Raw genomic sequence first — 26,931 nt, forward strand, 5'->3', positions numbered from 1 at the left:
GCGAACCAGCGGACAACGGGACGCGTCCCAGAACAGAAGACGGGACACCACGGGGAGTGCCTTCAGGTGGCCACTGCGGAGCCGACACGCGCCGACGACGCCGATCCGGGCCCGGGAAACGGCCCGCGAATACGCGTGCCCGCCCCGCGCACGGAGGACATGCGCGGCATGCACGGAACTGACACCGACCGAGCGCGGCCGAGCGAGCGGGCGAACAGCGACAGGACATCACGCGCGCAGGCCGCCTTGCTCGCCCTGCGCGAGCGGATGCTGCGCCACCCGGTGCTCTCCGTCACCGCCCTGGCCGGCGTACTCCACATCGTCTGGTTCTTCACCTTCGCGAACAGCGGCGGCGATCTTGCGGCGCAGGACGCATGGGCCGAGTTCGTCGGCCGCCACCCCGACTCGGCATACAACCTCGCCTGGTACGGCGGTATGCACCCGGTGTCGTACAGCGTGGTCTCGCCGTATCTGATGTCGGTGCTCGGTGTCCGTACGACGATGATGATCGCGGGGACGGTCTCGGCCGGTCTGCTCACGATGATCCTGATCCGCAGCCGGAGCGTGAAGAACCCGCTGTGGGCGTCCCTGGCGGGGCTTTTCGCGTTCCTGTGCAACGCGGTCTCGGGCCGGGTGACCTTCGGCCTGGGCACGATGTTCGCGCTGGGCGCGGTCGCCACCGTCTTCTGCTGGCCGTACAAGTGGCGCTACAAGCGGTGGGCGAAGGCCCTGTGCACGGCGCCGCTCGCCGCGCTGGCGACGATGTCGTCACCGGTCGCGGGCCTGTTCGTCGGGCTGGTCGCCGTGGCCCTGTTCCTGCAGAAGCGCCGTCCCGGCGCCTGGGCCCTGGGGCTCACCCCGGCCGCGGTGGTGGCCGTGTCGGCCTGGCTGTTCCCCTTCTCCGGCACCCAGCCGATGACGATCTGGTCGGTGATCCTGCCGTTCCTGTACGCCGTCCTCGCCTTCGTGCTCGTCCCGAAGGGGTGGACGACGGTCCGCCTGACCTCCGCGGTGTACGGCCTCTCGGTCGTCGCGGTCTGGGTGGTCAGCTCGCAGATCGGCTCCAACATCACCCGGCTGGCCATGCTGTTCGCCGGCGTGACGCTGGTCGCGGCGCTCCCGTTCACGGTCCCGCGCTCGCGCAAGTGGTACGTCACCGTGCTCGCTTTCGCCGGCTTCGTCGTCTGGATCGGCGTCAAGTCGGTGGACGACATCATCCACACCTCGCCCGCCGCGTCCTGGGCGCGCGAACTCGCTCCCCTGGTGAACGAGCTCCAGGGCGTCGGCGCCGAGAAGGGCCGCGTCGAGGTCGTCCCGGCCCGCTCCCACCGTGAGGCCTCCGCCCTCGCCCCGTACGTCAACCTGGCCCGCGGCTGGAACCGCCAGGCCGACATGGAGCGCAACCCCCTCTTCTACGACGACACCCTCAACTCGGCGAACTACCACGAATGGCTGCAGCGCTGGGCCGTCCACTTCGTCGTGCTGCCGAAGGGCGAGCCGGACGGCGACGGCGGGGAGCGCGAGCGGGAGCTCGTGCAGCGGGGCATGCCGTATCTGAAGCAGATCTGGGGCGACGCCAACTGGCAGCTGTTCCGGGTCACCGACCCCACCCCGCTCGCCGACCCGCCCGCCATCGTCGACCGTGCGGCCCAGGGCGAGCTGACCATCGAGGTCAAGAAGCCCGGCCGCGTCCTGATCCGCGTCCCCTACTCCCCGTGGCTCGGCCTGGTCGACACCAAGGGCAAGGGCGTCAAGCCCCCGCAGGAGACCTACGCCTCCAAGCACCGCGCGGACGGCACGCCCAAGTCGTACGACAACGTCAACGGCTGCCTGATGCAGACGCAGGAGGACGACAAGGGCGACAAGTGGACCCTCCTGCTGGCCCCGAAGGCGGGCACCTACCGGCTCGGAGCGCCGTACCAGCTACCGCGCGGCACCCCCTGCCCGGACGAGCTCAAATAAGCCCGTCCGGCGCCTGAAACCCAGCCCGTCCGGCGTTTGAGGACGAGGCCGTTCAGGCCGAAAGCGGGGGTCTGGGGGCGCAGCCCCCAGGGACGGGAAGGGAAGGGGCGGCGGGGGCGACAAAACCCGACGCCGACCCGACGCCGTTCACTTCACCGGAAACGCCACATCACACACCGCATCCTCCGGCCCCGCCGCAGCCCAGTCCGCGAAGTACACCTCCCGGCACGGCCCCGCCTGCTCAAGCCCCCGCGCGGCCATCCACTGCTCCACCGCCTCGAAGGCGGCCCCGATCTGCGGCGCAGCCACCTGCGCCTTGGTGATCCGGGTGTACGCCAGCCGCTGCGCCGGCTCCACCCGCACCTTCGTGTCCCAGCTCCGCCCGTGCCGCTCGGCCCACTCCCGCGCCGCGGCCTCGTCCGCGACCGGCACACAGGTCTCGGCGGGTCCGTCGCTCTCCATGGTCACCTCGGAGTGGTAGACGACATAGGGCGCCGCCGCGACACCCCCGCACGCGTCCGCCGCCGGCACCAGACGGTCCAGCGACGCGTCGATCCACGCCGGCAGCTCGTCCTGCAGCGTGTGCCGCGACTGGGTGATCACCACCCGCTCGGGCACGTCCACCGTCTCGACCACGAACTTCCCGTACATCTCGGAGCTCCTCCCCGACAGCCGTCCACGGAGGTACTCGACGAGCGTCCGCTGCCCCGCGATCCGCGCCTCGACGTCCGCCCAGTAGGCGGCGAGCCGGTCGGCGGCCTCGGTGCCGTCCGCCTCCACCACCTCGGCGATCCGGGCGAGCGGCATGTCGAGCTGCCGCAGCAGGGCCACAAGGCGGGCTCGTTCCACCTGGTCGGCGCGGTAGTAGCGGTAGCCGCTGAGCCCGTCGACGTGCGCGGGCGCGAGCAGGCCGAGGCGGTCGTAGAGCCGTAGTGCCTTGGCCGACAGGCGCGCCCGGGTCGCGAACGCGCCGATGGTGAGCAGTTCCTCGTCCACCTGAGCATCCTCCGTCACCGGACGGTCCTTTCCGCCCGGTGACGGGAACGCTCGCCCTTGCCCCAGGGGCAAGGTCAACGCCCGACTAGGCGAGGGCGCTCTCCACCGCCGCCACGAGCTCCGCCGCCTCCGGCTCGGTCTGCGGGGAGAAGCGGGCGACGACCTTGCCGTCCCGGCCGATCAGGAACTTCTCGAAGTTCCAGCGGATGTCGCCGCTGTGGCCCTCGGCGTCGGCGAAGCCGGTCAGACGGTCGTAGAGGGGGTGCCGGTTCGCGCCGTTCACCTCGACCTTCTCGGTCAGCGGGAAGGTCACGCCGTACGTCGCCGAGCAGAACTCGGCGATCTCCTCGGCGCTGCCCGGCTCCTGCCCGAGGAACTGGTTGCAGGGCACGCCGAGGACGGTGAAGCCCTGCTCGGCGTAGCGCTCGTGGAGGCGCTCAAGGCCGGTGTACTGCGGGGTGAGCCCGCACTTGGAGGCCACGTTCACGATGAGGACGGCCTTGCCCGTGTACTGGGAGAGGTCGGCGGAGCCACCCTTGAGGGCGCCGATCTCCACGTCGAGGGGAGCGGCGCCGTTGCTGTCTGCAGTCGTCATAAGCGGATGCTAACTCCGGTACATGTCGTCCCGGTTCTGGGCCTCCACCAGAACCCCACCGGCCGCGGTCCGTGAGTACAGCACCGAGCGGCCCGCGCGCCGCCGCTCCACCAGCCCCGCGTCCAGCAGCACCTTCAGATGCCGACCGACCGAGCCGAGGCCCTGGCCGGTGACCGCGGTCAGCTGGCTGGTGCTCATCGGGGAGGCGAGCAGGACGAGGACCGAGGCGCGCGCGGGGCCGAGCAGGGCGGCCAGGCTCGCGGGCGCGGGTCGGGCGCGGTGGTCGGCGAGCGTCCCCGTGCACGGGTAGACGAGGGCGTACCGGTCGGGCTCCTCCCACGACACCCAGCCCGCCTCGCTGGTCACCGGCACGAAGACCAGCTCGGCGCCGGAGATCTCGCGCGGCGGGTATTCGTGCAGATTGACCTGGAGCCGGTTCTCGCCGAGCCAGCGGGTCCGGCCCGGTCGCAGATCGTCCAGTACGGCGGCCCAGCCGCCCTGGCTGACGCGGGCGGTGCGGGCGACGACATCGGCCTGGAGGATGTGCCGCCGGCGGGTCCAGTACGGCCGTACGGTCTCGGTCCAGACGTACTCGAAGAGACGGGCCGCCCGCTCGGGCAGGTCGTCGCGGTCGAGCTCGGCGGGGAGCCGTGCCGCGGGGGAGACGGTGGCGAGGGCGACGGCGAGCTGGGCGCGGGCGTCGGCGGGGGCGACCGCCCGCACGCGCGCGACGCCCTCCTCGAAGGTCTCGCCGTCCCTGGGGGCCGGGGTGAGGAAGTCGGCGATCCAGTTCCGGCCGAGCCCGGCGCGCACGAGCCGCGCGGTCACGGGATCGGCGGCCAGCAGCGCCCGGTAGCCCGGCAGATGGTCCCGCAGCCAGGCCTGTTCGCCGGGGTGCGCGGCCTGGCGCGTGTGCAGCAGCCGCAGCGAGGCGAAGGTCTCGGCGAGCGGGGAGAGGACGAACCGGCTGCGGGCGAGGGTGTCGGCGTTGATCTGCCACCAGCCCATGACCGCCACCCGCCTTCGGACGTTTCGCGTGTGCGCGAAACAATAACCGGCGTCGGCCGGCCGTCCCGAGACTCCGAGCATGCGCAGCTACCGAGACCTCTTCCGCACCCCGGAGTTCACCCCGTTCTTCCTCGCCTCCGCCGCCCACACCGCGGCCCAGACGATCGGCGCCCTGGCCCTCGGCACGCTGGTCTACCGGATGACCGACTCGCCGCTGCTGTCGGCGGTGAGCATGTTCGGCCCGCAGCTGGCGCAGGTGCTCGGCGCCACCCTCCTCCTCTCGGGCTCCGACCGGCTGCCGCCGAGGTCGACACTGGCCGGCATCGGTCTCGCCTTCGCCGCCGGTACGACCGTCCTCGCCCTGCCCGGGCTGCCGGTCGCGGCCGTCTTCGGCGTCGTCCTCGTCCAGGGCCTGATCGCCTCGCTGGGCGGGGGAGTGCGCTGGGGGCTGCTGAACGAGATCCTCTCCAAGGACGGCTATCTGCTGGGCCGTTCGGTGTTCAACATGCTCTCCGGTCTGATGCAGATCACCGGGTTCGCGACCGGCGGCGTGCTGCTGACGGTCGTGTCCCCGCAGGCCTGCCTGTTCATCTCGGCGGCGCTCTACGCCACCGCGGCCCTCGGCACCCGGCTGGGCCTGACCGCCCGTCCGCCGCGCTCCTCGGGCCGTCCGTCCGTCGCGGCGACCTGGCGCACGAACGCCCTCCTGTGGTCCTCGCGCCCCCGCCGCCTCACCTACCTCGGCCTCTGGATCCCCAACGGCCTGGTCGTCGGCTGCGAATCCCTCTACGTCTCCTACGACCCGCACGCGGCCGGCGCGCTGTTCGCCTGCGGGGCGCTGGGCATGTTCGCCGGTGACGTGACCGTCGGCCGCCTCGTACCGGCCGCGCTGCGCCCCCGGCTGGCCACCCCGCTGCTCCTCCTGCTGGCCACGCCGTACCTGCTCTTCGCCCTCCACCCCGCACTGCCCTGGTCGGCCGCCCTCGCCGTGATCGCTTCCGCCGGCTTCGGCGCGAGCCTCGTCCAGCAGGAACGCCTGATGGCCCTCACCCCGGACGAACTGAGCGGCCACGCCCTGGGCCTGCACTCGGCGGGCATGCTCACCATGCAGGGCGTGGCCGCGGCCCTGGCGGGTTCGGCGGCCCAGCTCACCTCGCCTGCCGCGGCGATGACGTTCATGGCGGCCGCGTCGGCCGTCGTGACGTCGACACTGGCGTGGGCGTGGCGGCGCACCGGGTCGCCCGCAGCCGGCCGGGCAGCAGTGCGTACCGCCGTTTCCCGTCCCTGAGGCTCCGTCAACGGGCAGCATGCAGAGGTGCGTTCAGCGACACGTCCGGGGGAGAGCGCCCATGTCGTACGACTCTGTGAAATGGCCCGCCCGCGGTCTGCTGGGGGCGGTGTCCTCGCAGGCCCGGCAGGAGTTGCTCGCGATGGGGGTGGAGACCCGGTTCGAAGCGGGTGACGTGCTGTTGCGGGAGGGCGAGCTCGACCGGCATGTGCTGTTGCTGCTCTCCGGCTTCGCCAAGGTGACCGCCCGGGTGGAGAACGGTGAGGAGTCCCTGCTCGCGGTCCGGGTGGGCGGGGACACCGTCGGAGAGATGGCGGCGCTGGACGGGGCGCCGCGCTCCGCCACGGTGACGGCATGCGGCCTGGTGACCGCACGGATATGGAAACCCGCCGAAGTGCACTCGCTGTTGGCGCGGCGACCGGACGTGCACCTGATCCTGACCGGGATCATCGCCCAGCGGCTGCGCTGGGCCAACCGCCGACGCCTGGACTTCCGCGGATATCCGGCCAAGGTGCGGCTCGCCCGGCTCCTTGTGGAACTCGCCATGGCCTACGGCCACCCGGTCGAGGGCGGCGTCGTCCTCGGCTGCCGGCTCACCCAGCCGGAACTCGCCGCACTCACCGGAGCCGCCGAGACCACGATCCACAAGGGCCTGCGCGAGTTGCGCCAGGAGGGCCTGCTGGAGACCGGATACGGCACCACGGTGATCCGTGACCTGCCCCGGCTCAGGCAACTGGCCGATCTGGCACCCGAGGTGTGAGACCGCCTGCCGCGGCGCCGGGGCTCAGGCCAGCACCGGCCGCAGCACCACCAGCAGCCCGGCGCTGACACCCATCACGGCCGTGCACACCACGGCGGCGGTCAGGCACCGGTACTTGCGCACGGCCACCTGCGCCAGGAACCGGACCGTCTGGGACAACTCCCGGCGTTCCAGGGCGGCGTCGGCGGTATCCGGCTCCCCGTCGGCCGGCAGGATGTCGGGGCCCGAGGCGAGGTGGGCGAAGCTGTAGCGGTTGGCGCCGGCCGGCCTCAGTACACGGGGCCGCAGCGCGGCTGCCAGGAATCCGGCGCCGCCGAACAGCCCGCACAGGAACAGGGCCAGCAGGGTGCCCGCGAGCACGCCGGCCGCACCACCGCCCTCGGCGGCGTGCAGGGCCCGCCCGCTCCAGACGCCGGCCGTGCCGACCAGCGCGGCCTGTGCGGCGGCCAGGATCCCGGCCTTGGTGTCGGCGTGCTGGTGGGTGGTCTGCAGGGCGGTGAACATGTACTGCGCGGGACGGCTGTCCGGCTGTCCGGCAATGGGCGGCATACGGCTCCTCCTGCGGTCGACGGCCGACGCGTCGTTTTCCAGCAGACACCCGACCGGCCGACCCGATCCCGCATTTATCCGGGATCGGCCCAAGAACCCCATCCGCACCAATTCACCGAATACGCCTACGACTTGGCGCGATCCCGGTATTTTCTTGCTCCTTTCCGCATCCCGTACTTCGACGGGGTTCACGGCGGCCGGGGCGTGTACCACTGGCCTACCGGCGTCCGCGTGTTCGGGGGAGCGGACGCCGGTGTGTTCCATTCAGGGAGCGGGGAGTTCGACTATGGGAACGTTCGGTCGCAGACTGCTGCTGGCGGTCGACGCGAAGGGTTACGGCCGCGTCGACGTGCTGACGCAGCGCCAGTTGCAGGAGGCCATCCAACTGCTCCTGGGCGAGTCGGCCGCCGCGGCCGGCCTGGCGCGGGAGCGGTGGCAGACGCAGGTGGGCGGCGACTCGGTGTTCGCCGTGCTGCCCGAGGGCGCCTCGGAGCCCGACCTCGTCGACACCTTCATGCGGCACCTGGACGCCGGCCTGCGCGCCTTCAACCACGGCCGGCTGCCCGAGGCCCGGCTGCGGCTGCGGGCGGCCGTGCACTTCGGCACGGCGTCCCCGGCCGCCAACGGCTTCGAGGGCCGGGCCCCGGTCGAGATCGGCCGCATGCTGGACAGCGCGGTCCTGAAGGCGGCGCTGGTGGCCGCTCCCGACGCCTGTCTGGCCCTTGCGGTCTCCTCGACGGTCTTCAACGACGTGATCCGCGAGGCGTACACGACGATCCGGGCGCAGGAGTTCCGGGAGGTGCAGATCTCGGAGAAGGAGTACGCGGGGCGGGCGTGGATCCGGGTGCCCGGGTACGACGTGCATGCGCTCGAGTTGGGCGGCGCGGGAGAGGCGCCGTCCGACGGTGGGGCGGACGACGGCGCGCACGGGGGTGGTGAAGCAGTCGACGTGCGCCCCTTGAGTGCGCCAACTGCTCCCGGCGACACGGTAGTTCAGGTGTTCCCCGGAACCGTCCATGCCCCGGGCGCCGTCTTCGGCATCTCCAAGTGACCTCCGAGTGACGGCTGAGAATGGACGAGGAAGAGAGCGCGAAGAGACCCCAGGGCACCCCGGAACCGCCGGAGGCCGACGACCCCGGAGATTCGGCCGAGGCGTCTCCCCCGCCGGAGCCCACCGAGGACGCTCCGAAGCCCGGCGGCGACGGGCCGGCCGACAAGGCCGACGAACCCCATGGAACGGAACAGCCCGAACGGGCCGACCAGCCGGAACAGCCCGGCAGGTCCGACCGGGCGAAGCGGGCCGACGAGACGGGCCAGGCACAGCACAACGTCAACCAGTACTTCTACGGCGCACTCGACGCCCCCGGCGCCATCTTCGGCATCGGCACCGCGGACTCCGGCAATGCCCGGCGCCGCGCCGTCGGCCGTCTGGACGCCGGTGAGGCCGACGCGATCCTGGCACCGTACGTCGAACCCGACTGCTTCGAGGAGGCCGTACGCGCCCTCCAGCAGGACGGTGTGGTCGTGCTCGTCGGACCGCCCGGCACGGGCAAACGTTCCGCGGCGGTGGCCCTCGTCGCCAAGGTCGCGGAGGGCACCGAGTACGTGGTGCTCTCGCCCGGCCGCAGCCTGGACGACCTGGCCGGCGGGCGCCCGGTCTTCGAAAAGGGCGTCGGTTACGTCCTCATCGACCGTATGAACGAAGCCGTCGGCGGGACCGCGGACTTCGACTGGCGGCGGGTGCGCGACACCGTGCGCGAGCAGGGCGCGCACCTCGTGGTCACCACCGTGTACCAGGGTGAGGGCGACGCCCCCGGATCCGTACGCCATATGCCCTGGCAGCCCCCGGACCTCACGGCCGTCCTGCGGCTGCGGCTGGTGCGGGCGGGCTGCGGGGAGGACACCGTCGACCAGGCCGCCTCCCTGATGCCCGCCGGGTGCCGGATCGCGGAGGTGGCCGCGGCGGCCGCCCGGATCGCGGACGGTGCGGATCCTGCCCTGGTCTGGCAGGAGTACGGCGCCGCCGCGGCCCAGCCCGTGCGCGACTGGTTCGACGAGCCGCGTTCGCCGCAGGAGTGGACCGAGGTCACCGCACTGGCCTTCGTCACCGGCCTCGGCTACCGCGACTTCGAGACCTGCCAGGAGCGGCTGGAGCAGCATGTGGCCGCCACCTTCCCGCAACTCGCCACCGACGAGGAGACGGCCGAGGCGACCCGGCGCGACGCCGACCGCAGGCTGTCGCTGTCCCGCAACAGCCTGGTCGCGGTCGAGGAGCGCAAGGACGGCGCACTCACCCGGTCCGCCCTGGTCTTCCCGCACGCCCAGTACCGGCAGTGGGTGCTGGAGGAGCTGTGGAACAAGCGCTCGACGGCGTACTGGGACGGTGTGCGGGACTGGCTGACCGAGCTCGTGGCCACCCAGCCCGGCCTGGGGCTCCAGCTGTCCATCGCCTCCGGCCTCGCCCTGCTCACCCGGCCCGCCTTCGACGAGGTCGCGGAGAACTATCTGCACCCCTGGGCGGCCGGGGCGGCGGGGCCGGCCGGCCAGTCCACGGCCACCCTGGTGCTGCACTGCATGTGTCTGGACGAGGGACTCGCCGCGACGGCGCTCTCCGTCGCCCGTGGCTGGGCCCGTTCGAGCAACCCGGCACTCTCGTCGACGGCGACCGCGGCGTTCAGCGGGGCGCTCGGGGTGTGTTTCCCCACGGACGCGGTCAAGACGCTGCTGCACCGCAGCCTCGGCCGGTTCGACGACCAGGCATGGGAGGCGATGGCCGCCCTCACCAGTCTCGTCGTCGTCCTCATGGAGTGCGACCAGGACGCGGGTGCGGTGCTCCGTCCGCTCGCCTACCAGCTGAAGGACGAGGGCGGAAAACTCACCCCGCACCAGAAGGACCGCACCCTCGACGCCGTACTGACCGTCGTGGCGCGGCACACGCGCACGGGCCGGATGCTCTGCGCCGTGCTGCCGGCCCGTGACCCCGGGCAGGCGGACGCGATCGGCGAGTTGTGGGCGGGGCTGCTGGCGCACCGGCCGTGCCGGCGCCGGGTGCTGCTGTGCATCCACGCCACCCTGCGCGACCTGGCCGCCGCGAAGGACGAGCAGACGGCCGAGCGGCTGGGCTGCTCCCTGGGCGCGGCGCTGCCGCCGGACGAACGCCCGCGGCTGAGGCCGTTCCTGCAGCAGGTCGTGGGGCGTTTCGACAAGGCGGCGGCCCCTCTGATCGACACCTTCCTTGACGCTGTACTGAGCACGGAGGACTGACAGGCATGAAAGCCAATTACCCGCTCGTCGAGCAGCGGGAGTACGGGCGGCCGGAGAAGCGCGGCGGCCTGATGAAGAAGCGGGTGATGCGGGACGAGGGCGAACTGCCCCGCCTCGCCCCGCACCACGTACGGGTCTTCCGGGTCGGCGCGGAGTACGTCGAGGACCACGGGCAACTGCACGTCGAGGACCCGGTGGTGATCGGCGCCAGCTCCGTCACGGTCGTCGACCGCCGGGTCGAGGTGCCGGTCGTCGTGGAGACGAGGATCCCCTCCGCCGAGGCGGGAGACTTCACCGTACGGGCGACGTTCTACTGCACCGTCACGGACGCGAAGGCGGTCGTGCGCGACGGCATCACGGACGTGGAGGCGCTGCTGCTGAGTCATCTGCGGGAGGTGCCGGGACTCACCGAGGACGGCACCGACCAGCCGATCATGAACTCCGCCGCCGTACGGGAACGCATCGACGCACGGCTGACCGCGTATCACGAGATGCGCCCGACGGTGCTGTCCGGCCTGCGCGCCCGGCACGGCCTGGTCGAGGTGCTCTCCCCCGCCGAACTCGCCCAGCACATCGCCGACTTGGAGAAGGAGCGGCGCGAGCAGCAGGAGCAGCAGCGGCGGGAGGAGCGGGAGCAGCAGCTGGCCCTGGACCGGGCCGAGCGGGAGGCCGAGCTGGAGCTGAAGCGGGAACAGATCCGCTTCGTGCGGGAGCAGCGCAAGGAGCGCAACCGGCAGCTGGAGACGGTGGACAAGGAACTGGGCCGCCAGGAATTCGAGACCCTGCGCGACGGGTACGACCGCAAGGCGGGGGCCGAGCAGCAGAAGTACGACCTCACGCAGCGCGCCGAGTTCAACCGGTTCGTGCGCAGCGAGGTCGAGCAGGACATGAAGCTGATCGCCGCCGATCCGCTCGCCGCGGACCTGAGCGCCCGCCACCACGGCGACATCACCTCCGACGAGTACTCCAAGCGCGTTCGCGAGTACGACGAGCTGCAGGCTCAACGAGCCCGGTTGGAGCGCGAGTTCGAGGAGAAGCGGGCAGAGCTCGACCGCGAGGTGGACCGCTGGAAGGTGGAACAGCAGAACCAGCTGGAATCGGCGGCCCGTGAGGACACCATGAAGCGCGAGGAGGCGAAGGCCAGGGAGGACGCCCGTCGCTGGGACGCACAGCACGCGGAGGAACAGCGCCAACGTGACGAGGACCGGCAGGACAAGAAGCAGTTGCTGCAGGAACAGCACACCTGGGCCAGGCAACAGCTGGGCGCCTGGACCGAGCTGACCAAGCAGGCCTTCGACCGCGGCCTGTTCGATGGCCAGCTGAGCGATCCGGGAGCCCAGATCAACCGGGTGAGCGACTTCTCCTTCGAGCGCGGCCCCGCACTGGACGGCACCGCCCCCAGCGCGGTGCAGAACGCCCCACGCGTGAGCATCGGCCAGAAGAGCCAGGACGGCAGCGACACCGACGAAGGCGACAGCGACCTCGACCTCGGCGGCACCGACTCGGAGGGCAGCCTTGGCCACTGACACACCGCTGCGCCCCGCCGACAGCGCCTCCTTCGGCGACGACCCGGGCGCAGCCCGTCCGGTGCCGCGCAGCCACGGACCGGCGGTGCGGCTGCGCGGGCTGATCGGCATCGACGAGGGTCTGCTGGCCTGGGTGCCGGAGGAACGCACCCGCTACACCTGGTACGGCGCCCTGGTCGTCAACACGGCCCTGGTGGGCGCCCTGTCGATGACGCTGGCGCTGAGCAGCTTCCGCTCCGACCTGCCGCTCGCGGCCGTGATCGCGGTGGCCGTGGTCTGGTTCTGGGTGGTCCTCGCGATGGACAGCTGGCTGGTGTCCAGCACCCACGGCACGGCGGTCAAGAAGTGGTCGCTTCTCCTCCGTTTCGTCCTGTCCGTACTGCTCGGCCTGTTCATCGCCGAGCCGATCCTCTTCCAGATCTTCGACAAGGAGATACGTCAGGAGATAGCCGTCGGCAACGAGCAGCAGACCGCCGACTACCGCGGCATGCTCGTCTCCTGCAACCCCACCGACGGCGCATCCACGGCAGACCGCCCCGAATGCCTGAGCTACCAGCTGAAGGTGGCGGGCTCCCCGGCCGAGCTGACCGAGCAGATCAAGAGCAACACCGTCCGCACCAAGGCCCTGCAGACCCAGGTGGACGCGATCAACAAGACGCTCGACGACAAGATGTCCGCCGAGCAGCGCCTGTGCGGCAAGGCCAACTGGATCTGGCGCAACGGGGTGCGGGACGTCACCATCACCTGCGACAGGGCCCGGAAGGACTCCAGCGAGTACCGCACGACCAGCAAGGTCGACACGTACGAGAAGGAACTGTCGGCACTGGTCGCCAAGAGCCGCACCCTGGCCGCGAAGAAGGACACCGCCGCCGACGCCTACCAGCCGCTGCTGCAGCGGGCCATCGACGCGAAGACGCGGGCACGGGCCGCCGACCTGGACACCGACGGCATTCTCACCCGGGCCCACGGGCTCAGGAAGGTGGCGGAGTCCGACGGCTTCGCGCTCTTCCTCACCCTCGTGCTGCATCTGCTGTTGATCAGCCTGGACGCCATGCCCGTGCTGGCCAAGCTGATGAGTGGTGCCACGATGTACGACCGCATGCTCGGCGCCCGCTTCACCGCGAGCAGCCGGACGTACACCGAGGAACTCCAGGTGCAGCAGGAGTGCGCACGGATGGAGCACGAGGTGCAGCGGCACGGCGTGGAACAGGACACGACCGACCGTATGCGGCGTGTGGAACACGACTTCCAGCGGGCCCAGGCGGAGCGGGCCGCGGCGGAACGGGCGGAGCTGGACGAGCGGATGGACCGGATCCTGCGGGCGAGGAAGGCCTGAGCGGTACGGACGACGGACCGGCGGCGGCCCGCCCGGGGAGGGGCGGACCGCCGCCGGAGCCGATGTCACTGCTGAGGGGTCTCCGGTGCGGGAGTGGCGGGCGCCATGGCCTTGGCCGCCTTGTCGAAGTACCGCAGCAGCTCCACCGGGAACGGCATCACGAGCGTCGAGTTCTTCTCGGCCGCGACCTCCACGACCGTCTGGAGGAGCCGCAGCTGCATCGCCTCGGGGGTGTCCGACATGATGCGGGAGGCGTTGGCGAGCTGCTGGGCGGCCTGGAACTCGCCGTCCGCGGTGATGACCCGGGCCCGCCGCTCCCGCTCCGCCTCGGCCTGCCGGGACATGGACCGCTTCAGCGACTCCGGCAGCTGTACGTCCTTGATCTCCACGCGGTCGATGTGAACGCCCCAGCCGGCGGCCGGGCTGTCGATCATCAGGGCGAGCCCCTCGTGCAGCCGCTCACGGTCGGACAGCAGGTCGTCGAGGTCGCTCTTGCCGATGATGGAACGCAGCGACGACTGGGCGACCTGGCCGACGGCGAAGACGTAGTCCTGGACCTCGATGGCGGCCCGCAGCGGATCGGTCACCCGGAAGTAGACGACCGCGTCGACCTTCACCGAGACGTTGTCCTTGGTGATGCCCTCCTGGGTCGGCACCGGCATGGTGACCACCTGCGTGTTCACCTTGCGCATCCGGTCGACGAACGGGATCAGGAACGTCACGCCCGGCTGCCGGTACGACGGCAGCGCCTTGCCCATCCGGAACACGACCCCGCGCTCGACCTGGTTGACCACCCGCATCCCGCTGCGCAGCACGAGCAGGACGGCAACGACCACCAACACGACCGCGACGACGGTGCCTTCCATAAGCATCTCCTTCAAAGGGACCACCGGCTTCTGCCGGTGGGGGTCTGGAAGCTGCGGGCTACAGAGCAGCACGGCAGCCGGTACTGGACATGAGTGACCGTCAAAAGCGGTAGCATTTTGGTTGTGGCTAGAGGTGATCGTCGGGAATCGCTTAATCTGCGCGTGCCCCCGGATCTGAAGCGGCAAGTCGAGGAGCACGCCGACCAGGCGGGTATCTCGATCAACGCTGCCGCGTGCATCCTCCTGGCTGAAGGCCTCCGCGCGGAACGGAGGCGTAAGCAGTGATCCGCGCCTACAAGTTCCTTCTGCGCCCAACGGCCCGTCAGACGGCCACGCTGCGCCAGATGCTGGCCGACCACTGTGCTCTGTACAACGGCGCGTTGCAGGAGCGCCGGGACGCATGGCGGCATAGCTCCAAGACGAGCATCAAGTACGGCAACCAGTCCGCCCAGCTGAAGGAGATTCGGGCGTTCGACGCTGAGCGTCAGGGCCGGTGGTCGTTCTCCTCCCAACAGTCCACGCTGCGCCGCCTGGACAAGGCGTTTCAGGCGTTCTTCCGCCGTGTCAAGAACGGCGAGAAGCCCGGCTACCCGCGCTTTAAGGGCGTGGGACACTTCGACACCGTGGTGTTCCCGAAGGACGGCGACGGCTGCCGCTGGGACTCCACGCCGCATGACCGGCATACCCGCGTGCGGCTCCAAAGGGTCGGGCACGTCAGGGTGCACCAGCACCGGCCCGTAAAGGGCCGGGTGAAGACAATCAGCGTCAAGCGTGAGGGGAGCCGCTGGTACGTGGTCCTGTCCTGCGACGACGTTGCCGCCGAGCCACTTCCGCCGACGGGCGTGGTGGCCGGAATCGACATGGGTATCGCGCACTTCCTGACCACCTCGGAGGGCCAGCATGTGGCCAACCCCAGATTCCTCGAGGCGGCCGCCGCTGAGCTGGCCGAAGCACAGCGGCACTTGGCGATGTTCCCGAGGCACACCGGGCAGCGCACCAAGAAACACCGCGCGGCCGCCCGCAAGGTCGCCAAGCTGCACGCGAAGATCTGTCGTCGGCGCCTCGACTTCCACCACAAGACCGCGCTCGCCCTGGTCCGCGCCCACGACGCGATCGCGCATGAGCAATTGAACACAGCGGGCATGACCCGCGGTGTCAAGCCCAAGCCCGCCCCCGAGGCGCCCGGCACTTTCCTGCCGAACGGCGCCGCCGCGAAGGCCGGGCTCAACCGCAGTATTCTCGACGCGGGTTGGGCGCAGTTCCTCGGAATCCTGGCGAACAAGGCTGAGAGCGCCGGTCGCCTCGTGATCCCGGTGGACCCGCGCAACACCTCCCGCACGTGCCCCGCCTGCGGGCACGTCGCGAAGGAGAACCGCGCCACCCAAGCCAAGTTTGAATGCGTCACATGCGGGTTCACAGCGAACGCCGACCATGTCGGCGCGAAGAACGTCCTCAATAGGGCCGGGCTGGTCCTCTGCGACGCGGCTTAGCCACGGACGCAGGAAGCCCGCGCGCCTACGCGTGGGTGGAGTCACGGCACTCCATTCCTCGGGATTCCCGCTAAGGATTGAGACAAGGAAGAAGACACCGGACGGAGTTGGCCGGATGCGCTCGCCTGCGTCAGGAGATCGTCAAGAAAACGTCCTTGCACACGGCTCCGAACACGGTCCCGGTTACATGGGGAAGTACGCGGCACGGACGCGTCGGCCGACGTCCGCGGAGTTCCGTTTCATTCCGTCCCGGGCGCGATGAACCGGGGCGGTGCGTCGGCGAGTTGCAGCAGGGAGCGGGCGCCCTCCGCGCCGCCGACCGGCTCCGTGCCGTTCACCGCGCCCGGGAAGAGCCGTCCCCACGCCCAGGCCCGCCCCAGCGCGCCGAGCCGCCAGGCCAGGGAGAGGGTGCGGCGCAGGTCCGGCAGTGTGCGGCCCGCGTCGGTCCAAGGGGCGAGATACGCGTCCCGGAGGCGGGGCAGCAGGTCGGGGCCGTAGCGTTCGACGGCCCGGCGGGCGGGGACCAGGAAGCTGCAGAAGGGGTGCGTCACGGCCGCGTCCCCCCAGTCGAAGAAGGTGAAACGGCCGGTGGAGGGCGCGTGGAAGACCTGTCCCTCGTGCAGGTCGGCGTGGTCCACGCAGTCCCCGATGCCGGTCTGCGCGAGCTCCGCACTCCACTCGGCCACGCGAGGCCGCAAGCCGTCCAACGCCGTACGCTCCGCATCCGTCAGCGCTCCGTTCTCCGCCACGAGCCGGTCGAATACCTCGGGCAACGCGGCCGTACGGGCCCCGGGCACCCCGAGGGACTCGATCTTCCCGGTGTACGGCAGCAGGGCGCGCTGCATCTTGGCGTACCGGCCCAGCATCTCCTCCCAGGCCTCGGGCCCGGCCTCACCGGCGTCGAGCACGTCGGCGAACCGCCGTCCCCCGTCGGGCAGCAGCGACCAGCCCCGTCCGGCATCCACGGCGAGCGGTCGCAGCACATGTTCCGGAACCCATCCGGCCAAGGCCGCACCGAGCCCCGCCTCGAAGGCGCTCGCGGGCGGGTTGGCCTTGAACCACACGCGATCGCCGCCCCTGCCGCTCGCTGTGCCGACGTCCAGCCGTACCAGCACCGACCAGGGCCGCAGCCGCACCCGCGGCCGCCCGACGGCCCGCAGCCCGTGCGCGGCCAGCACCTCGTCGACCCACTCCAGGGCGGCGGCCCGCCACGCCTCGTCCTCCCAGGGCGTCACGGCCTGCGGATAGCGCCCGCGGTCCACGGTCTCGGCGGCCTGGGGCAGATCACTGTTCATCGCGCCATCCCATCACCCCCGGCGCGGACCATCATCGGAATTTCATCGCCCCTGCAACGCCTCCCGACTGCGGAAACGCCCGAGGGCGGCGTCCCGTCGCCGGTACGCCGCCCTCGGGTGTCGGTGCCGGTCCTGTCAGCTCCGGTGCGCGGAGCCGTGGATCAGGAGCTCGGTCACGTCCATGTAGCTGCAGCCCGAGGGGCTCGGGTCCGTCGCGCACTTGGCGCCGTTGTCGGCGGCCTGGTTGCCGAGCATGGTCAGGCGGACGTAGCGGACGTTCTGCCCGGTGCCGGCCTTGAGGGGCACGGCGTTCTCGCGGCCGGTGTCGGCGGGCTTGAAGTGGCCCTCGGCGGCGGTGACCCAGGTGGTGCCGTCCGTCGAGGTCTCGACCCGGTAATCGCCGAGGGAGGCCGTCTTGTCGTCCCCGCAGCCCGACGTCGGGTCGATGCGCAGTTCGGTGACGTCGACGGCCGAGGGCAGCTTGACCGTGTTGTGCACCGGGTCGACCCCGGTGCCGTTGCTGCCGCCCTTGGCGTCCGAACCCCAGACGGTGCCCGACATGTCGATCAGGCCGTTCGGTCCGCAGCCGAAGTCGGTGTTGTCGGGCCCGGTGAACTCCGTGACCGTGGCGCCGCCGGAAGCGGCGGCCCAGTCGCGGCGCAGTGCCCAGTCGGCGCCGCTCCCGGAGCCGACGGAGACCGTGCGGATCTGCGGCTCGTAGCCGTTGCCGCTCGCGTACACCTTCCGGTACGTGCCCTTGGGGACGTTGTGGATCGTGTACGTGCCGTCCGCCCTGGTCACGGCGGAGAAGTCGGCACCGGGGAACCCGGAGGCATGGCCGCTGATGCTGACGCCGACCCCGCCGACGGGGGCGCCGGACGCGTCGTCGGTGACCTTGCCGGTGAGGGTGGTCACCGGGGTGTGCGGGCCGGGCGGCAGTGAGAAGTCCTCGTCGGGCTTGGTGTCGTCGGCGCTCAGCGCGGCGGCGAAGTAGCCCATGCCGCGGTGCGCGAACACCTTCCAGATGCGGTCGTGGGCCCGGCCGCGGTTGACCACGGTGTCGGCCTGCAGGATGGCGTTGCGCTGGTCGAGGAAGGTGGGGTTCGCGGGCGACAGCTCCATCGCGCGGGTCAGCAGCGACTCGGTGAGCCTGCTGCCGAGCCGGTTCCGCAGGTCCCAGAGCGTCTCACTCCAGATCTCACCGTCGGCGTGCACCTCGGGGCCACGGCGCGAGATCTTCCCGTAGTCGCCGTAGGTGTACCCGCCCTTGCCCGCCGCCGCCGTGCCGGGGCACTTGGCGGAGGTGGAACCGACCGGACAGTCCAACGGCTGGGAGCGGGAGGGCAGTTCGTCGGTCCAGTGCGGCGGGTCGAGGGCCACCTCACCGTCGACGTGCCGGTTGTCCTTCAGCAGCCCCTTGGTGTTGAGGAAGTCGAGCGCGTACCAGTCGCTCCACGCCTCGCCCATCGCGCCGCCCTGCTGGCCGGTGAGGGCCGAGACCCCGGCGGCGTCGACGACGAGCCGGTTGGACAGACCGTGCGTGTACTCGTGGTAGACGGTGGCGGCGTCGTCGCCCCAGTTGCCCTGCAGCACCGTGTAGCCGGGCCCGGACCCGGTCAGGTACATCTGCATCGTGGGCGCCTGCCCGTCCGGCGGCGTCCCCATGTTGGCGTTGTTCAGGTGGTTCTCGTCGGGCAGCCCGTGGTCGACCGCCGCGCCGTCGTCGGTCTGCGCGTCCACGGCGTCGCCGTCCCGGCCGTCGAAGTTGCCCGCGGCCCGGGTGAAGCCGATCGGGCCGGCCTCCAGGTGGTCGTGGTAGGTGCCGAGGTAGTAGTAGACCTGCGCGGCGTTCTGCTCGCGGTTGGTCTTCCAGGAGTACGGCGTCTTCTGGTCCCAGGAGCAGGGCAGCGGGACGTCGCAGCCGGGACCGGTGACGGGCTTGAACGGGAAGGAGAACGTCCCGTCGGCCGCCGGGGTGATCTCCTCGCCCGCGTCCACCTTGTTGTTGTCGTCGACATCGCTGAAGACGTGCGCGATACGGCCGTCGAGGGTCTTGGCGCCGACGGGCAGCCAGCCGTGCGCGGTGAGATGACGGGTGTGCTGCTTGCCGCCCGCGGGGGCGCCGGGATAGCGGTCCCAGACGAGGACCTTGCCGGTGCGCGAGGGCGTGGCCGCCGAGGAGGACAGGGGCTGTCCGGTGGAGGCCGCCTCCCCGGTCGCTGCGGAAAGGTCGTCGGAGAGATTCTGCCGATACAGAACCCGCCCCGTCGCCGCGTCGACGATGTGCAGCCACATGCCGTGGCCGTCCGGCACGGTGACCGTCTGCCACGCGCGCCGGGCGGTGCCTTGCGGCCCCGTATAGACGACCTGCTTGGCGGTGTCCTGCTTGCCGACGCCGTCGGCCTTGACACCGGCGATGTCACGAACGGCGGTGTGCTTGGCCTGCGTCGAGGTGACACGGCCGGGGGCCAGTTGCGAGGGCAGCTTCGGCACCGGGGAGCCGAGCACACTGATCAGCCGCCCGTCGCGGGAGACGTTCGCCTTGACGCCGTTGCCGAACACCGGGACGCCGTCGACCGACTGGACGAACGACAGATGACGAACCCCTGCGACGTCGGTGTACTCCTTGCGCAGGGTCAGATCGCGGACCTGACCGGCGGAGAGACCGAAGACATCGGGATGGTCCCGCAGATACTGCCGGACGATGTCCTCCGCGCCCTTGTCGCTGCGGGGCGTCAGATACCCGTCGAGCTTGGCCACCTGCCGCGCCGTGCCGGTGGCCGGGTCCAGCTCGAGCACGCCCTGAACCCCGAGCTGCTTGCGCAACTCCCGTACGCCCGACCGCTGTTCGGCCTTCGCGAGCCGGGCGTCGCGGCGCACCAGCGTCTGCTGCGACGGTACGGGCGGAGTGGCGGACGGTGCGGGCGCCGGACCGTCGGCCGCCGGTCCGCCAGGGGTCGCCTGAGCGGCGCCGGGCACAAAAGCGACGGCCAGCGTGAGGCCGGCCGCCGCGGTGAGTATGGTCGCGCGTCTCGCGCGCGAGGAGGAGGCTCTCGCCATTTCAACGCCTCGTGGGGGGTGAGGGGTCCAACGGCCGCGTTTTTACGGCCGAGTTGTACGCCTCGCACCCTTTCAAGGCGACCTGCGCGACAGAAGACCTCAAAGATCAAGTGTCACAGACGTCACACAGCGAGGGCCGTCCGGATCAGTTGGCGGCCAACGATGCGGTGAAGTCCGCCCATGCCTTGGGGGGCAGGCGGAGTATCGGGCCGTCGGGGGTCTTGGAGTCGCGGACGGCGACGGTGGCGGGGATGTTGCGGGCGACTTCGACACATTCCTGGCCGGGTTGACTGTAGCTGGACTTCACGAAGGCGAACTCGGGCATGGGTTACGTTTCCTTACGCAGGCTGTCGATCAGTGTCACGGAGTCCCGGGGTGCCAGGCTGAGCCTGGATGTGCGGTCGAACAAGTCACCGTACGTGCTGCTCCCGGCCTCGTTCTCCACCCACACCATGTCCGTGAGGCCATCACTCTGCACCACGTCCAGAGCGTCGTCCTCCGCGAAGGAGAGGATGCTGAACGGGCCGCTGATGCATGGATGCGCACCCGTCCGAAACGGGAGCACCTGTAGGCGCACGTTCGGCAGTTCGGCCACCTCCAGCAGGCGTTCCAGTTGTGCGCGCCTGATGTGGGGCCCACCGACCTCCTGCCGCAGCGCGGCTTCCCAGATCACAGCGTGCAGTTGGAGAGGGCGTTCACCGAGAAGGCGCCCTTGGCGCTTCTGCTTGACCTCCACGTCGCGCTCGATGTCGTCGGGGTCTTCCCAAGCGGCGCTGGCAACGCACAGCGCACGTGTGTACTCGGGGATCTGAAACAGCCCGGGAATCAGCGAGGACTGCCAGCTGCGGATGCGTGTGGCGGCATCCTCCATCGCGAGGTACTCGGCCATGGCACCCGAGTCGACCGTGCCGCGCCACCACCCTTTCGCCTTACGGCGTTCGCGGTCCAGCCGGGCCAAGTCCAGCAGGCGGGTGAGCGCCTTGGGGTCGTCCAGGCCGTAGAACTCGCACAGCACCCGGATATCCGGGTCCCGCATCGGCACCCAGCCCCGCTCCATCTTCACGACTTTGGTGCCGGTTGCATTGATGGACTCGGCGGCCTGCTGCTGGGTCTTTCCGGCGGTGTCACGCAGGCGCAGCAGCTCTCCACCGAGCCTACGCGCCAGGACAGTTGAGACCTGTCCCTGTCGGGGCTGAGTTGGTCGAGTCATGGTCACAGTGTGTCCCACACCAGTTACCCGGTCGAGCAAATCCCCTTCTGAGGAAGAACTTCCTCAGTTCGATTGCGCTCAGGTGGGCCAGGTCGCTACCGTCGGCGCATGGTCACTCACTCAACGGAGCCAAGCCTCGGAGGCGCCTCCCCCATGCCCCACATCAACCCCACCCCCGAACCCCTCCGCCACGAAGACCAGCTCGACTACACCCCCGTCCCCCGCAGCGTCGCCCTCGCCCGCCATCGCACGGCACGCCTCGTGACCGACTGGGGCCATACGCACCTCGCCGGAGACGTAGCCCTCGTTGCCAGCGAACTGATGACCAACGCCCTCCTGCACGGCAGCCTGCGCGACCGGCTCATCCGGCTGCGGATCACCACTACGACCGCAACGCTCCGCGTCGAGGTCAGCGACCCTCGCGGTGAACGGCTGCCGTGTCGGCGTGAGGCGGCCGACGAGGACCAGTTCGGGCGAGGACTGTTGCTGGTCGGAGCGCTGGCGGACGGTTGGGGTGTCGCACCACGGGCGGGTGTGGGCAAGACGGTCTGGGCGGAATGGGACCTCGGCCTCACCCTCTGCGCCGGCGATCCGCTCGCGCGCACGCGGGAGTGACAGCGATGGCGCTAGGGTCGGCCCGTGCCGGAAGGGCGTTGAACGAGTGGACGGGGCGGCCCATGACCACGCCGTACGCGGACGGAAACGGCCCGCTCATCCCCATGCCTGAGCTGACACTGCCGGCGCTGCGACAGGCCGTGGCGACGGTGGCTCCCTCCCGCCTGCCCGAGTTCTTCGACGACCTGCAGAAGGCGTTCGTCCGCGCCGGGGACGAGGACAGCGTCGTACCGATCCGCATGTTCTACCGGCAGTGGGGTGTAGTGGTGGAGATCGAGCGTCACCCCGACATGGCCCATCGCCTGCACGCTGCCGAGCAGGTCATCAGCAGCCCCGACCCGGACGTGCGCGAGCGCGCCATCCGCGAGGCCGGAGAGATCGTACGAGCCGCACACCGCGAGATCGCCGACGGCGGACTGACGCTGTGAGCCGCTCCAGGACGACCTGCTGGACGGGCTCCCGGATGCGGCAGAGTGCCGAGCCCGAACGTCTGGCCAACGAGGTCACCGTATGCGAGTCGATGGTGTTTCTGGTGGGAGCCGCCTACACCGGACCGGGGCCTGGCGTGCGGACCGAGAGCCGTGGGCTCCTCATGCCCACCTACCTGACCGATGTCCGTGGTGAGCGGATCGTGGTCGTGCAGGTGAGCTGGTTCGGCTGAGGCGCGGCCGGATCCAAGCCGTATCGATCGGGTCCCCTGCCGGCGATATTTCCGTGAACAAGGGTTTGTTGCCGCCTTGGGGCCCTCGGAGGCCATTCATGACGTGCAGGGAAGGTACGGCTTGGTACGAGCCGCCTCGGCAGCTCTGTGCGTGTCGCCTTGAAATGGCTGGAGACGGGTCCCGTCGCACGCCAGAGATCGTACGATTGTCACGAGGTGAGGGGGCCCGTGGACATCTCGCAGGTACGCAATCCGTACGACTATCGACATCCAGTGCGCGATGCCGCGCGCTTTGCCGGACGGAGCGGTGAAGCGGCGGTCATCGCAGGTGAGTTGGATCAGGCGGCTGTCGGCGAACCGTCGGTCTGTGTCGTGTTGCACGGTCAGCGGGCCAGTGGGAAGACGAGCCTGCTCTACGCCACCGAGCGGATGGCCGCCGAACGCGGGCTAACAACGGTGCGGGTGGAACTGATCGAGAGTGACGGCGAGCCGATCGCCTTCTTTCGCAAGGTCTACGACGAGCTAGTACCGGCGGTGCTGGATGCGGCCGCCAAGAGCGGCAAGGGCGTCGCCTTCGACGCGGCGGCCGTGCGCCGCGTGACAGCAGGAGCCGCCGAGGCCTCGACCGTGGCCCCGCTGCAATTCCCGGAGGCGCTTGCCCTCACCGGAGCTGAGCCTCGCGTACCGGAAGCCGCCCTACGTCATGATCTATCGTTCTTTGTACATCTCCTCGGGCGTCCGATTGCTCTGCTCGTCGACGAGGCGCAGTTGATCGCCGACGACGAGCGCGCACTGTCGATCTTGCGTTTCCTCACCACCCGCGTCGACGGACTCGTCGTGGTGCTTGCCGGTACGTCCGAACTGATCGAGCGGATTAAGGACGTGCAGTCACCGATCCTCCGACAGTTCAGGGAGATCGAGGTCAAGAGTTTCGTTGAGCAAGTCGACGTCGAAGACTGCGTGGTGCGTCCACTGCGCAGCGCCGGAATCTACGGCAACTTGGTCTCCGCGAACCTGGTGTCCTCCCTGAGACGGATCACTGACGGCAACCCCTACGCGATCCAGCTGTACTGCCACGAGATGTTCGCCCGCATAAAGAGCGGCCTCGGGGACTACATGGAGCTCAGCCCCGAGGTACTTGAAGGCATCAGATCACGCATGGAGAAGGGCGACCGCAACGTACTTGACCGGCCACTAATCCGTGCGGTTCGTGCAATGAGCCGGAATGAGCTCATCGCCTTCAATGTCCTGACGTCGGCGCTTGACCATGCAACGCAGGAAGAGGCCTGGTTCGCCTACTGCATGGGCGGACAGCCGGAGATTACGCGGGAGCAATACGACCACTGTAGGGAGTCGCTGGTCGCGGATGGCATCCTCGCCTCAGACGCCCCTGTGCGCCTGGCGGCCGACGCGGAACTCTTCGATGAGGTCTACTGCCGACTATGGTCGGCCCGCACCCTCGGGTCGATGCCACACACTCAGGCCATAAGCCGGACCAGTGTCCGGGCCATGCTGATCAACCGACTCTTCTGTGTACTGCACGAATTTGCGCGTGGGCCCTTGCGGATTTACCCAACGTGCTGCCACCACATGAGTGCGAAGCACTTGACGCAGGGTTTCGACGCCCTGGAGAAGCTGCCCGACGCCGGTCCGGATGCCGCTCCGCATGTTGATTACCTCCACTACGCGGTCCTCAGCGCCGGTGAACCCCAGGCGCTCGATATCACTACTGTCACGTGCGCGTACCAGGATCACGAGGTCGAGCGATGGCTGTTCGCGGCGGACACGGACGACGTGTGCCTGTCCGACACCGCCGACTTCAGGGCGGCCGCCGAGCGCATCGCGGCCCTCGGTGGCCGCCTCACCGCCGAGCGAGTGCGCGTACCACTGCGGACCTGGCCAGCCGACGACTGGTTCCTGAAGGCCACCGGGCGGCTACGCGGCGAACTGGCTGTCAACCATCAAACGACCGCGTTCGCCGCATACGCGGCTGGCGACATGGCCCGCGCACGTGCCCGCTTCCAGTCGTCCTTCGACCTAGACCCGGACTGGTCGGCAGCCAATTGCCTCATGTACCTGAACCTGGCCACGGGCCGCGGAGATGAGGCGCTCGAATGGTCCCGGCGCGCGCTCAAGCTCGCCGACAACGCGTATGGCCGCGTGCTGTGCCACTACAACGCTGCCATGGCTCACTTCATCGGCGCTGATCGGGACAGGGCTGCCGAGGAACTCTCCGTAGCCGCAGCAGAGTTGTCTCCTATCGCCTTGCAGAATCACCTGATCGACTTCTTGCTCCTTCCCGACCCCGGTGGTGCAGCGATCCTGCACGAGGAGACCCAGGTCGACCTGGCCGACGCAGTGGAGCGAGCAAGCGCCGTACTCCGCATCACAGCCAAGGCGTTGCCCACTCCACAGGAGGCCGAGACTGACGCTAACAAGGACAGCCAGTGGGACCACGAGCCGGAAAAGGAGACCTTGCAGGGACATGCCGATTGTGATTCGGCGCACCTCAAGCAAGGCCCGGTTGTCCTCTCCGTGGCCACCGAATGGTCTTCCTCTCAGGGCGGTCTGAGTACCTTCAATCGTGACCTGTGCCGAGCGCTGGCCACAGCCGGTGCCCGGGTCTTCTGTGTCGTACTGGACGCGACCACAGCGGAGGCGGACGCGGCCATGGCGAGCGGTGTCTCGCTTCTTCCTGCCCCTGACAGGCCTGGAGCGTCCGATGACATGCGCCTGACCAGTCGGCCTGGACTGCCCGATGGTACGGCGCCCGACCTGATCCTGGGGCACGGCCGGATCACCGGTCCCGCGGCGCAGAAACTGGCCGACGACTTCTTTCCCGAAGCCCGGCGCCTGCACGTCCTCCACATGGCTCCGGACGAGATCGAGTGGTACAAGCTCGATCGGTCTCATGACGCCGGGCTTCGGGCCGAGAATCGCACCGGAATCGAGCGGGCCCTGGGCAGAACCGCTCATCGTGTGGTAGCGGTGGGTCCTCGGCTGTATCAGGAGTTCCTCGGCGATTTCAGGACCGCAGATGGGCTGCCACCACTCCGACTTGATCCCGGGTTCGACAACACGGTGCCCGGTGGCGACCGTGTTCCACCTGAGGGAGGCCCTGCCCGGGTACTGCTACTGGGCCGCGTCGAAGACGCACAGCTCAAGGGCCTCGACCTCGCCGCTGCGGCCTGCGGCAAGGTCGAGACGCGGCTGCGTGACGCCGGCATCCGGCGCGGTGTACGACTGCTGGTGCGCGGTGCGCCAGTGACCGACGTGGATGCGGCACGCGACGAGATCGTGAAGCAAGCCGCGAATCCTCGACTGGACGTCGTGGTACGCGTCTACACATCGGAACAGGACCACATCGAGGATGATCTGAGCACCGCATGGCTGGTGATCATGCCGTCCCGCAAAGAGGGATTCGGTCTGACCGGTCTCGAAGCAATCATCCGTGGAATTCCGGTCCTGGTCAGCTCGACGAGCGGACTGGGGGAGCTGCTGCGCGAGAAGCTTGGGGACGAGCAAGCGAGTTCTTTCGTCGTCGAGGTGTCGGGTGACGTCGAGACAGACGCGGAGACCTGGGCCCGCGATATCGAGCGCAAGCTTCGCGACCGGGTCAGTGCGTTCCAGCAGGCGGCGGAACTGCGCGACGATCTGGCCCGACGGGTGCGCTGGGACCGGGCCGCCGCCGCGGTCCTCGGCGAAATTTCGCGAAAATGAGCCGCCTCACTGCACGAACGCGGCAGCGGACACATCCCGTTCCAGTGCCGCACGATGATGCTCGTAGGTGCCGATGCTGGAGACCCTGATCAGAACGCAGAACCGGTCGATCGAGGAAATCTGCTCAGCGACCTGCGCGAACTCACGCCGTAGGAAGTGGATGGCGGCCAGATTCGCCGTGGAACTCTGCCCGCAGACAAGGAACACCGGCTTGCCCGACTCTGCGGGGATGAACTTCGCGACGAGTACATACTCCTCGTTGCCCCGATCGAACAGATACTTCTCACCACCGACTTCGATGGCGACCGAGTCCCGGTTCGTAGCGTGGTAGGGGTGAAGGGTGACACCGGGAAGATGAGCGGCCAGGTGTCCCCCTGTACGAATGTTGGCACCTCCCGCCGGACCGCCCACGCAGAACTCGGTACGATCACCGTTGCTGCCACGGAATTCTCCTGACTCGACGAGGACGTCACAGCCCAGCTCGCCCGCAAGCAGAGCCAGCTCCACGGCGGCCCGGACGTCTCGATAGCTCGCGGTCCCAGGCGAGTTGTGCTTGTTACCCAGCACAACAAGGCACGTCTGCCCGGGCCGGACACCGAAGAAGTCCGCCCTCTTGTTCACCTCCCGGGTCCGCTTAGCCCGCTCCCACAACCATACGAACCCACCACCGAGTAGGCTGGTCACCAGGCCGATGGCAATGTTCTCAAGCACGGATTGAATCGGGTCCCCC

23 protein-coding genes and 1 pseudogene are annotated in these 26,931 nt (G+C 69.7%); 13 read left to right on the forward strand and 11 right to left on the reverse strand.

Annotated features, from left to right (window positions below):
- Positions 1-66: 66 nt before the first annotated feature.
- On the forward strand, positions 67-1,962 hold the full coding sequence (locus ACWCRD_RS08935; protein WP_450965242.1) for an MFS transporter: 1,896 nt from the start codon (positions 67-69) through the stop codon (positions 1,960-1,962).
- On the opposite strand, the pseudogene ACWCRD_RS08940 reads toward ACWCRD_RS08935, so the two are convergent.
- The 4 genes and pseudogenes from ACWCRD_RS08940 to ACWCRD_RS08955 all read right to left on the reverse strand — a co-directional run.
- Positions 1,930-2,103, reverse strand: a pseudogene (locus ACWCRD_RS08940) (cobyrinate a,c-diamide synthase); the annotation flags it as partial. The gene ACWCRD_RS08935 and the pseudogene ACWCRD_RS08940 sit on opposite strands and share 33 nt — an antisense overlap.
- Before the next feature lie 6 nt (positions 2,104-2,109).
- A complete protein-coding gene (locus ACWCRD_RS08945; protein ID WP_450965243.1) occupies positions 2,110-2,976 on the reverse strand; it encodes a MerR family transcriptional regulator in 867 nt (288 codons plus the stop codon).
- Positions 2,977-3,043: 67 nt separating this feature from the next.
- Positions 3,044-3,553, reverse strand: coding sequence for a glutathione peroxidase (locus tag ACWCRD_RS08950; protein ID WP_450965244.1), 510 nt, complete (start codon positions 3,551-3,553; stop codon positions 3,044-3,046).
- A 9-nt stretch (positions 3,554-3,562) separates the two neighbouring features.
- Positions 3,563-4,561 carry a helix-turn-helix domain-containing protein gene (locus ACWCRD_RS08955; protein WP_450965245.1) on the reverse strand — a complete coding sequence of 333 codons (999 nt, stop codon included), beginning with the start codon at positions 4,559-4,561 and terminating at the stop codon, positions 3,563-3,565.
- 79 nt (positions 4,562-4,640) lie between these two features.
- On the opposite strand from ACWCRD_RS08955, the gene ACWCRD_RS08960 reads away from it, so the two are divergent.
- Positions 4,641-5,849, forward strand: coding sequence for an MFS transporter (locus tag ACWCRD_RS08960; RefSeq protein WP_450965246.1), 1,209 nt, complete (start codon positions 4,641-4,643; stop codon positions 5,847-5,849).
- Between the two features lie 61 nt (positions 5,850-5,910).
- A complete protein-coding gene (locus tag ACWCRD_RS08965) occupies positions 5,911-6,609 on the forward strand; it encodes a Crp/Fnr family transcriptional regulator (protein WP_450965247.1) in 699 nt (232 codons plus the stop codon).
- Positions 6,610-6,633: 24 nt separating this feature from the next.
- Here ACWCRD_RS08965 and ACWCRD_RS08970 read toward each other — a convergent pair whose 3' ends face one another.
- Positions 6,634-7,158 carry a Pycsar system effector family protein gene (locus tag ACWCRD_RS08970; protein ID WP_450965248.1) on the reverse strand — a complete coding sequence of 175 codons (525 nt, stop codon included), beginning with the start codon at positions 7,156-7,158 and terminating at the stop codon, positions 6,634-6,636.
- A gap of 286 nt (positions 7,159-7,444) precedes the next feature.
- Between ACWCRD_RS08970 and ACWCRD_RS08975 the strand changes: the two genes are divergently transcribed.
- From ACWCRD_RS08975 to ACWCRD_RS08990, 4 genes are read left to right on the forward strand one after another with little or no spacing between them, the layout of a single operon-like run.
- Positions 7,445-8,209, forward strand: coding sequence for a hypothetical protein (locus ACWCRD_RS08975; protein ID WP_450965249.1), 765 nt, complete (start codon positions 7,445-7,447; stop codon positions 8,207-8,209).
- 20 nt (positions 8,210-8,229) lie between these two features.
- Positions 8,230-10,422, forward strand: coding sequence for an nSTAND3 domain-containing NTPase (locus ACWCRD_RS08980; RefSeq protein WP_450965250.1), 2,193 nt, complete (start codon positions 8,230-8,232; stop codon positions 10,420-10,422).
- Between the two features lie 5 nt (positions 10,423-10,427).
- Positions 10,428-11,948: a hypothetical protein gene (locus ACWCRD_RS08985; RefSeq protein WP_450965251.1), complete on the forward strand. Its 1,521-nt coding sequence runs from the start codon at positions 10,428-10,430 to the stop codon at positions 11,946-11,948.
- On the forward strand, positions 11,938-13,284 hold the full coding sequence (locus ACWCRD_RS08990; RefSeq protein ID WP_450965252.1) for a DUF4407 domain-containing protein: 1,347 nt from the start codon (positions 11,938-11,940) through the stop codon (positions 13,282-13,284). The genes ACWCRD_RS08985 and ACWCRD_RS08990 overlap by 11 nt, the downstream gene beginning before the upstream one ends.
- Before the next feature lie 65 nt (positions 13,285-13,349).
- Here the strand turns inward: ACWCRD_RS08990 and ACWCRD_RS08995 are convergent, their stop codons facing one another.
- Positions 13,350-14,150 (reverse strand): slipin family protein, encoded by an 801-nt coding sequence (locus tag ACWCRD_RS08995; RefSeq protein WP_450965253.1) that lies wholly within the window; start codon positions 14,148-14,150, stop codon positions 13,350-13,352.
- A gap of 123 nt (positions 14,151-14,273) precedes the next feature.
- Between ACWCRD_RS08995 and ACWCRD_RS09000 the strand changes: the two genes are divergently transcribed.
- Together ACWCRD_RS09000 and ACWCRD_RS09005 are read left to right on the forward strand one after the other, a co-directional pair.
- Positions 14,274-14,435 carry a toxin-antitoxin system HicB family antitoxin gene (locus ACWCRD_RS09000; RefSeq protein WP_372488064.1) on the forward strand — a complete coding sequence of 54 codons (162 nt, stop codon included), beginning with the start codon at positions 14,274-14,276 and terminating at the stop codon, positions 14,433-14,435.
- Positions 14,432-15,640 carry an RNA-guided endonuclease InsQ/TnpB family protein gene (locus ACWCRD_RS09005; protein ID WP_450965254.1) on the forward strand — a complete coding sequence of 403 codons (1,209 nt, stop codon included), beginning with the start codon at positions 14,432-14,434 and terminating at the stop codon, positions 15,638-15,640. Before ACWCRD_RS09000 ends, ACWCRD_RS09005 begins: the two co-directional genes overlap by 4 nt.
- A 239-nt stretch (positions 15,641-15,879) precedes the next feature.
- Here the strand turns inward: ACWCRD_RS09005 and ACWCRD_RS09010 are convergent, their stop codons facing one another.
- From ACWCRD_RS09010 to ACWCRD_RS09025, 4 genes are all read right to left on the reverse strand, one after another.
- The gene (locus tag ACWCRD_RS09010; RefSeq protein ID WP_232655480.1) at positions 15,880-16,935 is read right to left on the reverse strand and encodes an aminoglycoside phosphotransferase family protein; all 1,056 of its coding nucleotides are present in this window, start codon (positions 16,933-16,935) and stop codon (positions 15,880-15,882) included.
- Positions 16,936-17,070: 135 nt separating this feature from the next.
- Positions 17,071-19,995: a M36 family metallopeptidase gene (locus tag ACWCRD_RS09015; RefSeq protein WP_450965255.1), complete on the reverse strand. Its 2,925-nt coding sequence runs from the start codon at positions 19,993-19,995 to the stop codon at positions 17,071-17,073.
- Positions 19,996-20,140: 145 nt separating this feature from the next.
- Positions 20,141-20,320, reverse strand: a complete 180-nt coding sequence (locus ACWCRD_RS09020; RefSeq protein ID WP_450965256.1) for a DUF397 domain-containing protein — start codon at positions 20,318-20,320, stop codon at positions 20,141-20,143.
- A 3-nt stretch (positions 20,321-20,323) separates the two neighbouring features.
- Positions 20,324-21,205: a helix-turn-helix domain-containing protein gene (locus ACWCRD_RS09025; RefSeq protein ID WP_450965257.1), complete on the reverse strand. Its 882-nt coding sequence runs from the start codon at positions 21,203-21,205 to the stop codon at positions 20,324-20,326.
- Between the two features lie 153 nt (positions 21,206-21,358).
- Between ACWCRD_RS09025 and ACWCRD_RS09030 the strand changes: the two genes are divergently transcribed.
- The 4 genes from ACWCRD_RS09030 to ACWCRD_RS09045 all read left to right on the forward strand — a co-directional run bounded on the left by ACWCRD_RS09030 (position 21,359) and on the right by ACWCRD_RS09045 (position 26,201).
- Positions 21,359-21,820: an ATP-binding protein gene (locus ACWCRD_RS09030; protein ID WP_450965258.1), complete on the forward strand. Its 462-nt coding sequence runs from the start codon at positions 21,359-21,361 to the stop codon at positions 21,818-21,820.
- Positions 21,821-21,882: 62 nt separating this feature from the next.
- On the forward strand, positions 21,883-22,248 hold the full coding sequence (locus ACWCRD_RS09035; protein WP_450965259.1) for a hypothetical protein: 366 nt from the start codon (positions 21,883-21,885) through the stop codon (positions 22,246-22,248).
- Complete coding sequence (locus tag ACWCRD_RS09040; RefSeq protein WP_450965260.1) at positions 22,245-22,481, forward strand: hypothetical protein; 237 nt, start codon at positions 22,245-22,247, stop codon at positions 22,479-22,481. The genes ACWCRD_RS09035 and ACWCRD_RS09040 overlap by 4 nt, the downstream gene beginning before the upstream one ends.
- Before the next feature lie 228 nt (positions 22,482-22,709).
- Entirely contained in the window at positions 22,710-26,201 is a 3,492-nt protein-coding gene (locus ACWCRD_RS09045; protein WP_450965261.1) for a glycosyltransferase, read from the forward strand.
- 6 nt (positions 26,202-26,207) lie between these two features.
- Here the strand turns inward: ACWCRD_RS09045 and ACWCRD_RS09050 are convergent, their stop codons facing one another.
- On the reverse strand, positions 26,208-26,912 hold the full coding sequence (locus ACWCRD_RS09050; protein WP_450965262.1) for a hypothetical protein: 705 nt from the start codon (positions 26,910-26,912) through the stop codon (positions 26,208-26,210).
- Positions 26,913-26,931 lie beyond the last annotated feature (19 nt).

The organism is Streptomyces sp. NPDC002092 (genome assembly GCF_053593775.1).

Excerpts from the sequence above, each read along its gene's own strand:
- ACWCRD_RS08950 (WP_450965244.1), bottom strand. The coding sequence starts at position 3,553 with ATGACGACTGCAGACAGCAACGGCGCCGCTCCCCTCGACGTGGAGATC.
- ACWCRD_RS08955 (WP_450965245.1), bottom strand. The coding sequence starts at position 4,561 with ATGGGCTGGTGGCAGATCAACGCCGACACCCTCGCCCGCAGCCGGTTC.
- ACWCRD_RS08960 (WP_450965246.1), top strand. The coding sequence starts at position 4,641 with ATGCGCAGCTACCGAGACCTCTTCCGCACCCCGGAGTTCACCCCGTTC.
- ACWCRD_RS08965 (WP_450965247.1), top strand. The coding sequence starts at position 5,911 with ATGTCGTACGACTCTGTGAAATGGCCCGCCCGCGGTCTGCTGGGGGCG.
- ACWCRD_RS08970 (WP_450965248.1), bottom strand. The coding sequence starts at position 7,158 with ATGCCGCCCATTGCCGGACAGCCGGACAGCCGTCCCGCGCAGTACATG.
- ACWCRD_RS08975 (WP_450965249.1), top strand. The coding sequence starts at position 7,445 with ATGGGAACGTTCGGTCGCAGACTGCTGCTGGCGGTCGACGCGAAGGGT.
- ACWCRD_RS08980 (WP_450965250.1), top strand. The coding sequence starts at position 8,230 with ATGGACGAGGAAGAGAGCGCGAAGAGACCCCAGGGCACCCCGGAACCG.
- ACWCRD_RS08985 (WP_450965251.1), top strand. The coding sequence starts at position 10,428 with ATGAAAGCCAATTACCCGCTCGTCGAGCAGCGGGAGTACGGGCGGCCG.
- ACWCRD_RS08995 (WP_450965253.1), bottom strand. The coding sequence starts at position 14,150 with ATGGAAGGCACCGTCGTCGCGGTCGTGTTGGTGGTCGTTGCCGTCCTG.
- ACWCRD_RS09010 (WP_232655480.1), bottom strand. The coding sequence starts at position 16,935 with ATGAACAGTGATCTGCCCCAGGCCGCCGAGACCGTGGACCGCGGGCGC.
- ACWCRD_RS09015 (WP_450965255.1), bottom strand. The coding sequence starts at position 19,995 with ATGGCGAGAGCCTCCTCCTCGCGCGCGAGACGCGCGACCATACTCACC.
- ACWCRD_RS09020 (WP_450965256.1), bottom strand. The coding sequence starts at position 20,320 with ATGCCCGAGTTCGCCTTCGTGAAGTCCAGCTACAGTCAACCCGGCCAG.
- ACWCRD_RS09025 (WP_450965257.1), bottom strand. The coding sequence starts at position 21,205 with ATGACTCGACCAACTCAGCCCCGACAGGGACAGGTCTCAACTGTCCTG.
- ACWCRD_RS09030 (WP_450965258.1), top strand. The coding sequence starts at position 21,359 with ATGCCCCACATCAACCCCACCCCCGAACCCCTCCGCCACGAAGACCAG.
- ACWCRD_RS09035 (WP_450965259.1), top strand. The coding sequence starts at position 21,883 with ATGACCACGCCGTACGCGGACGGAAACGGCCCGCTCATCCCCATGCCT.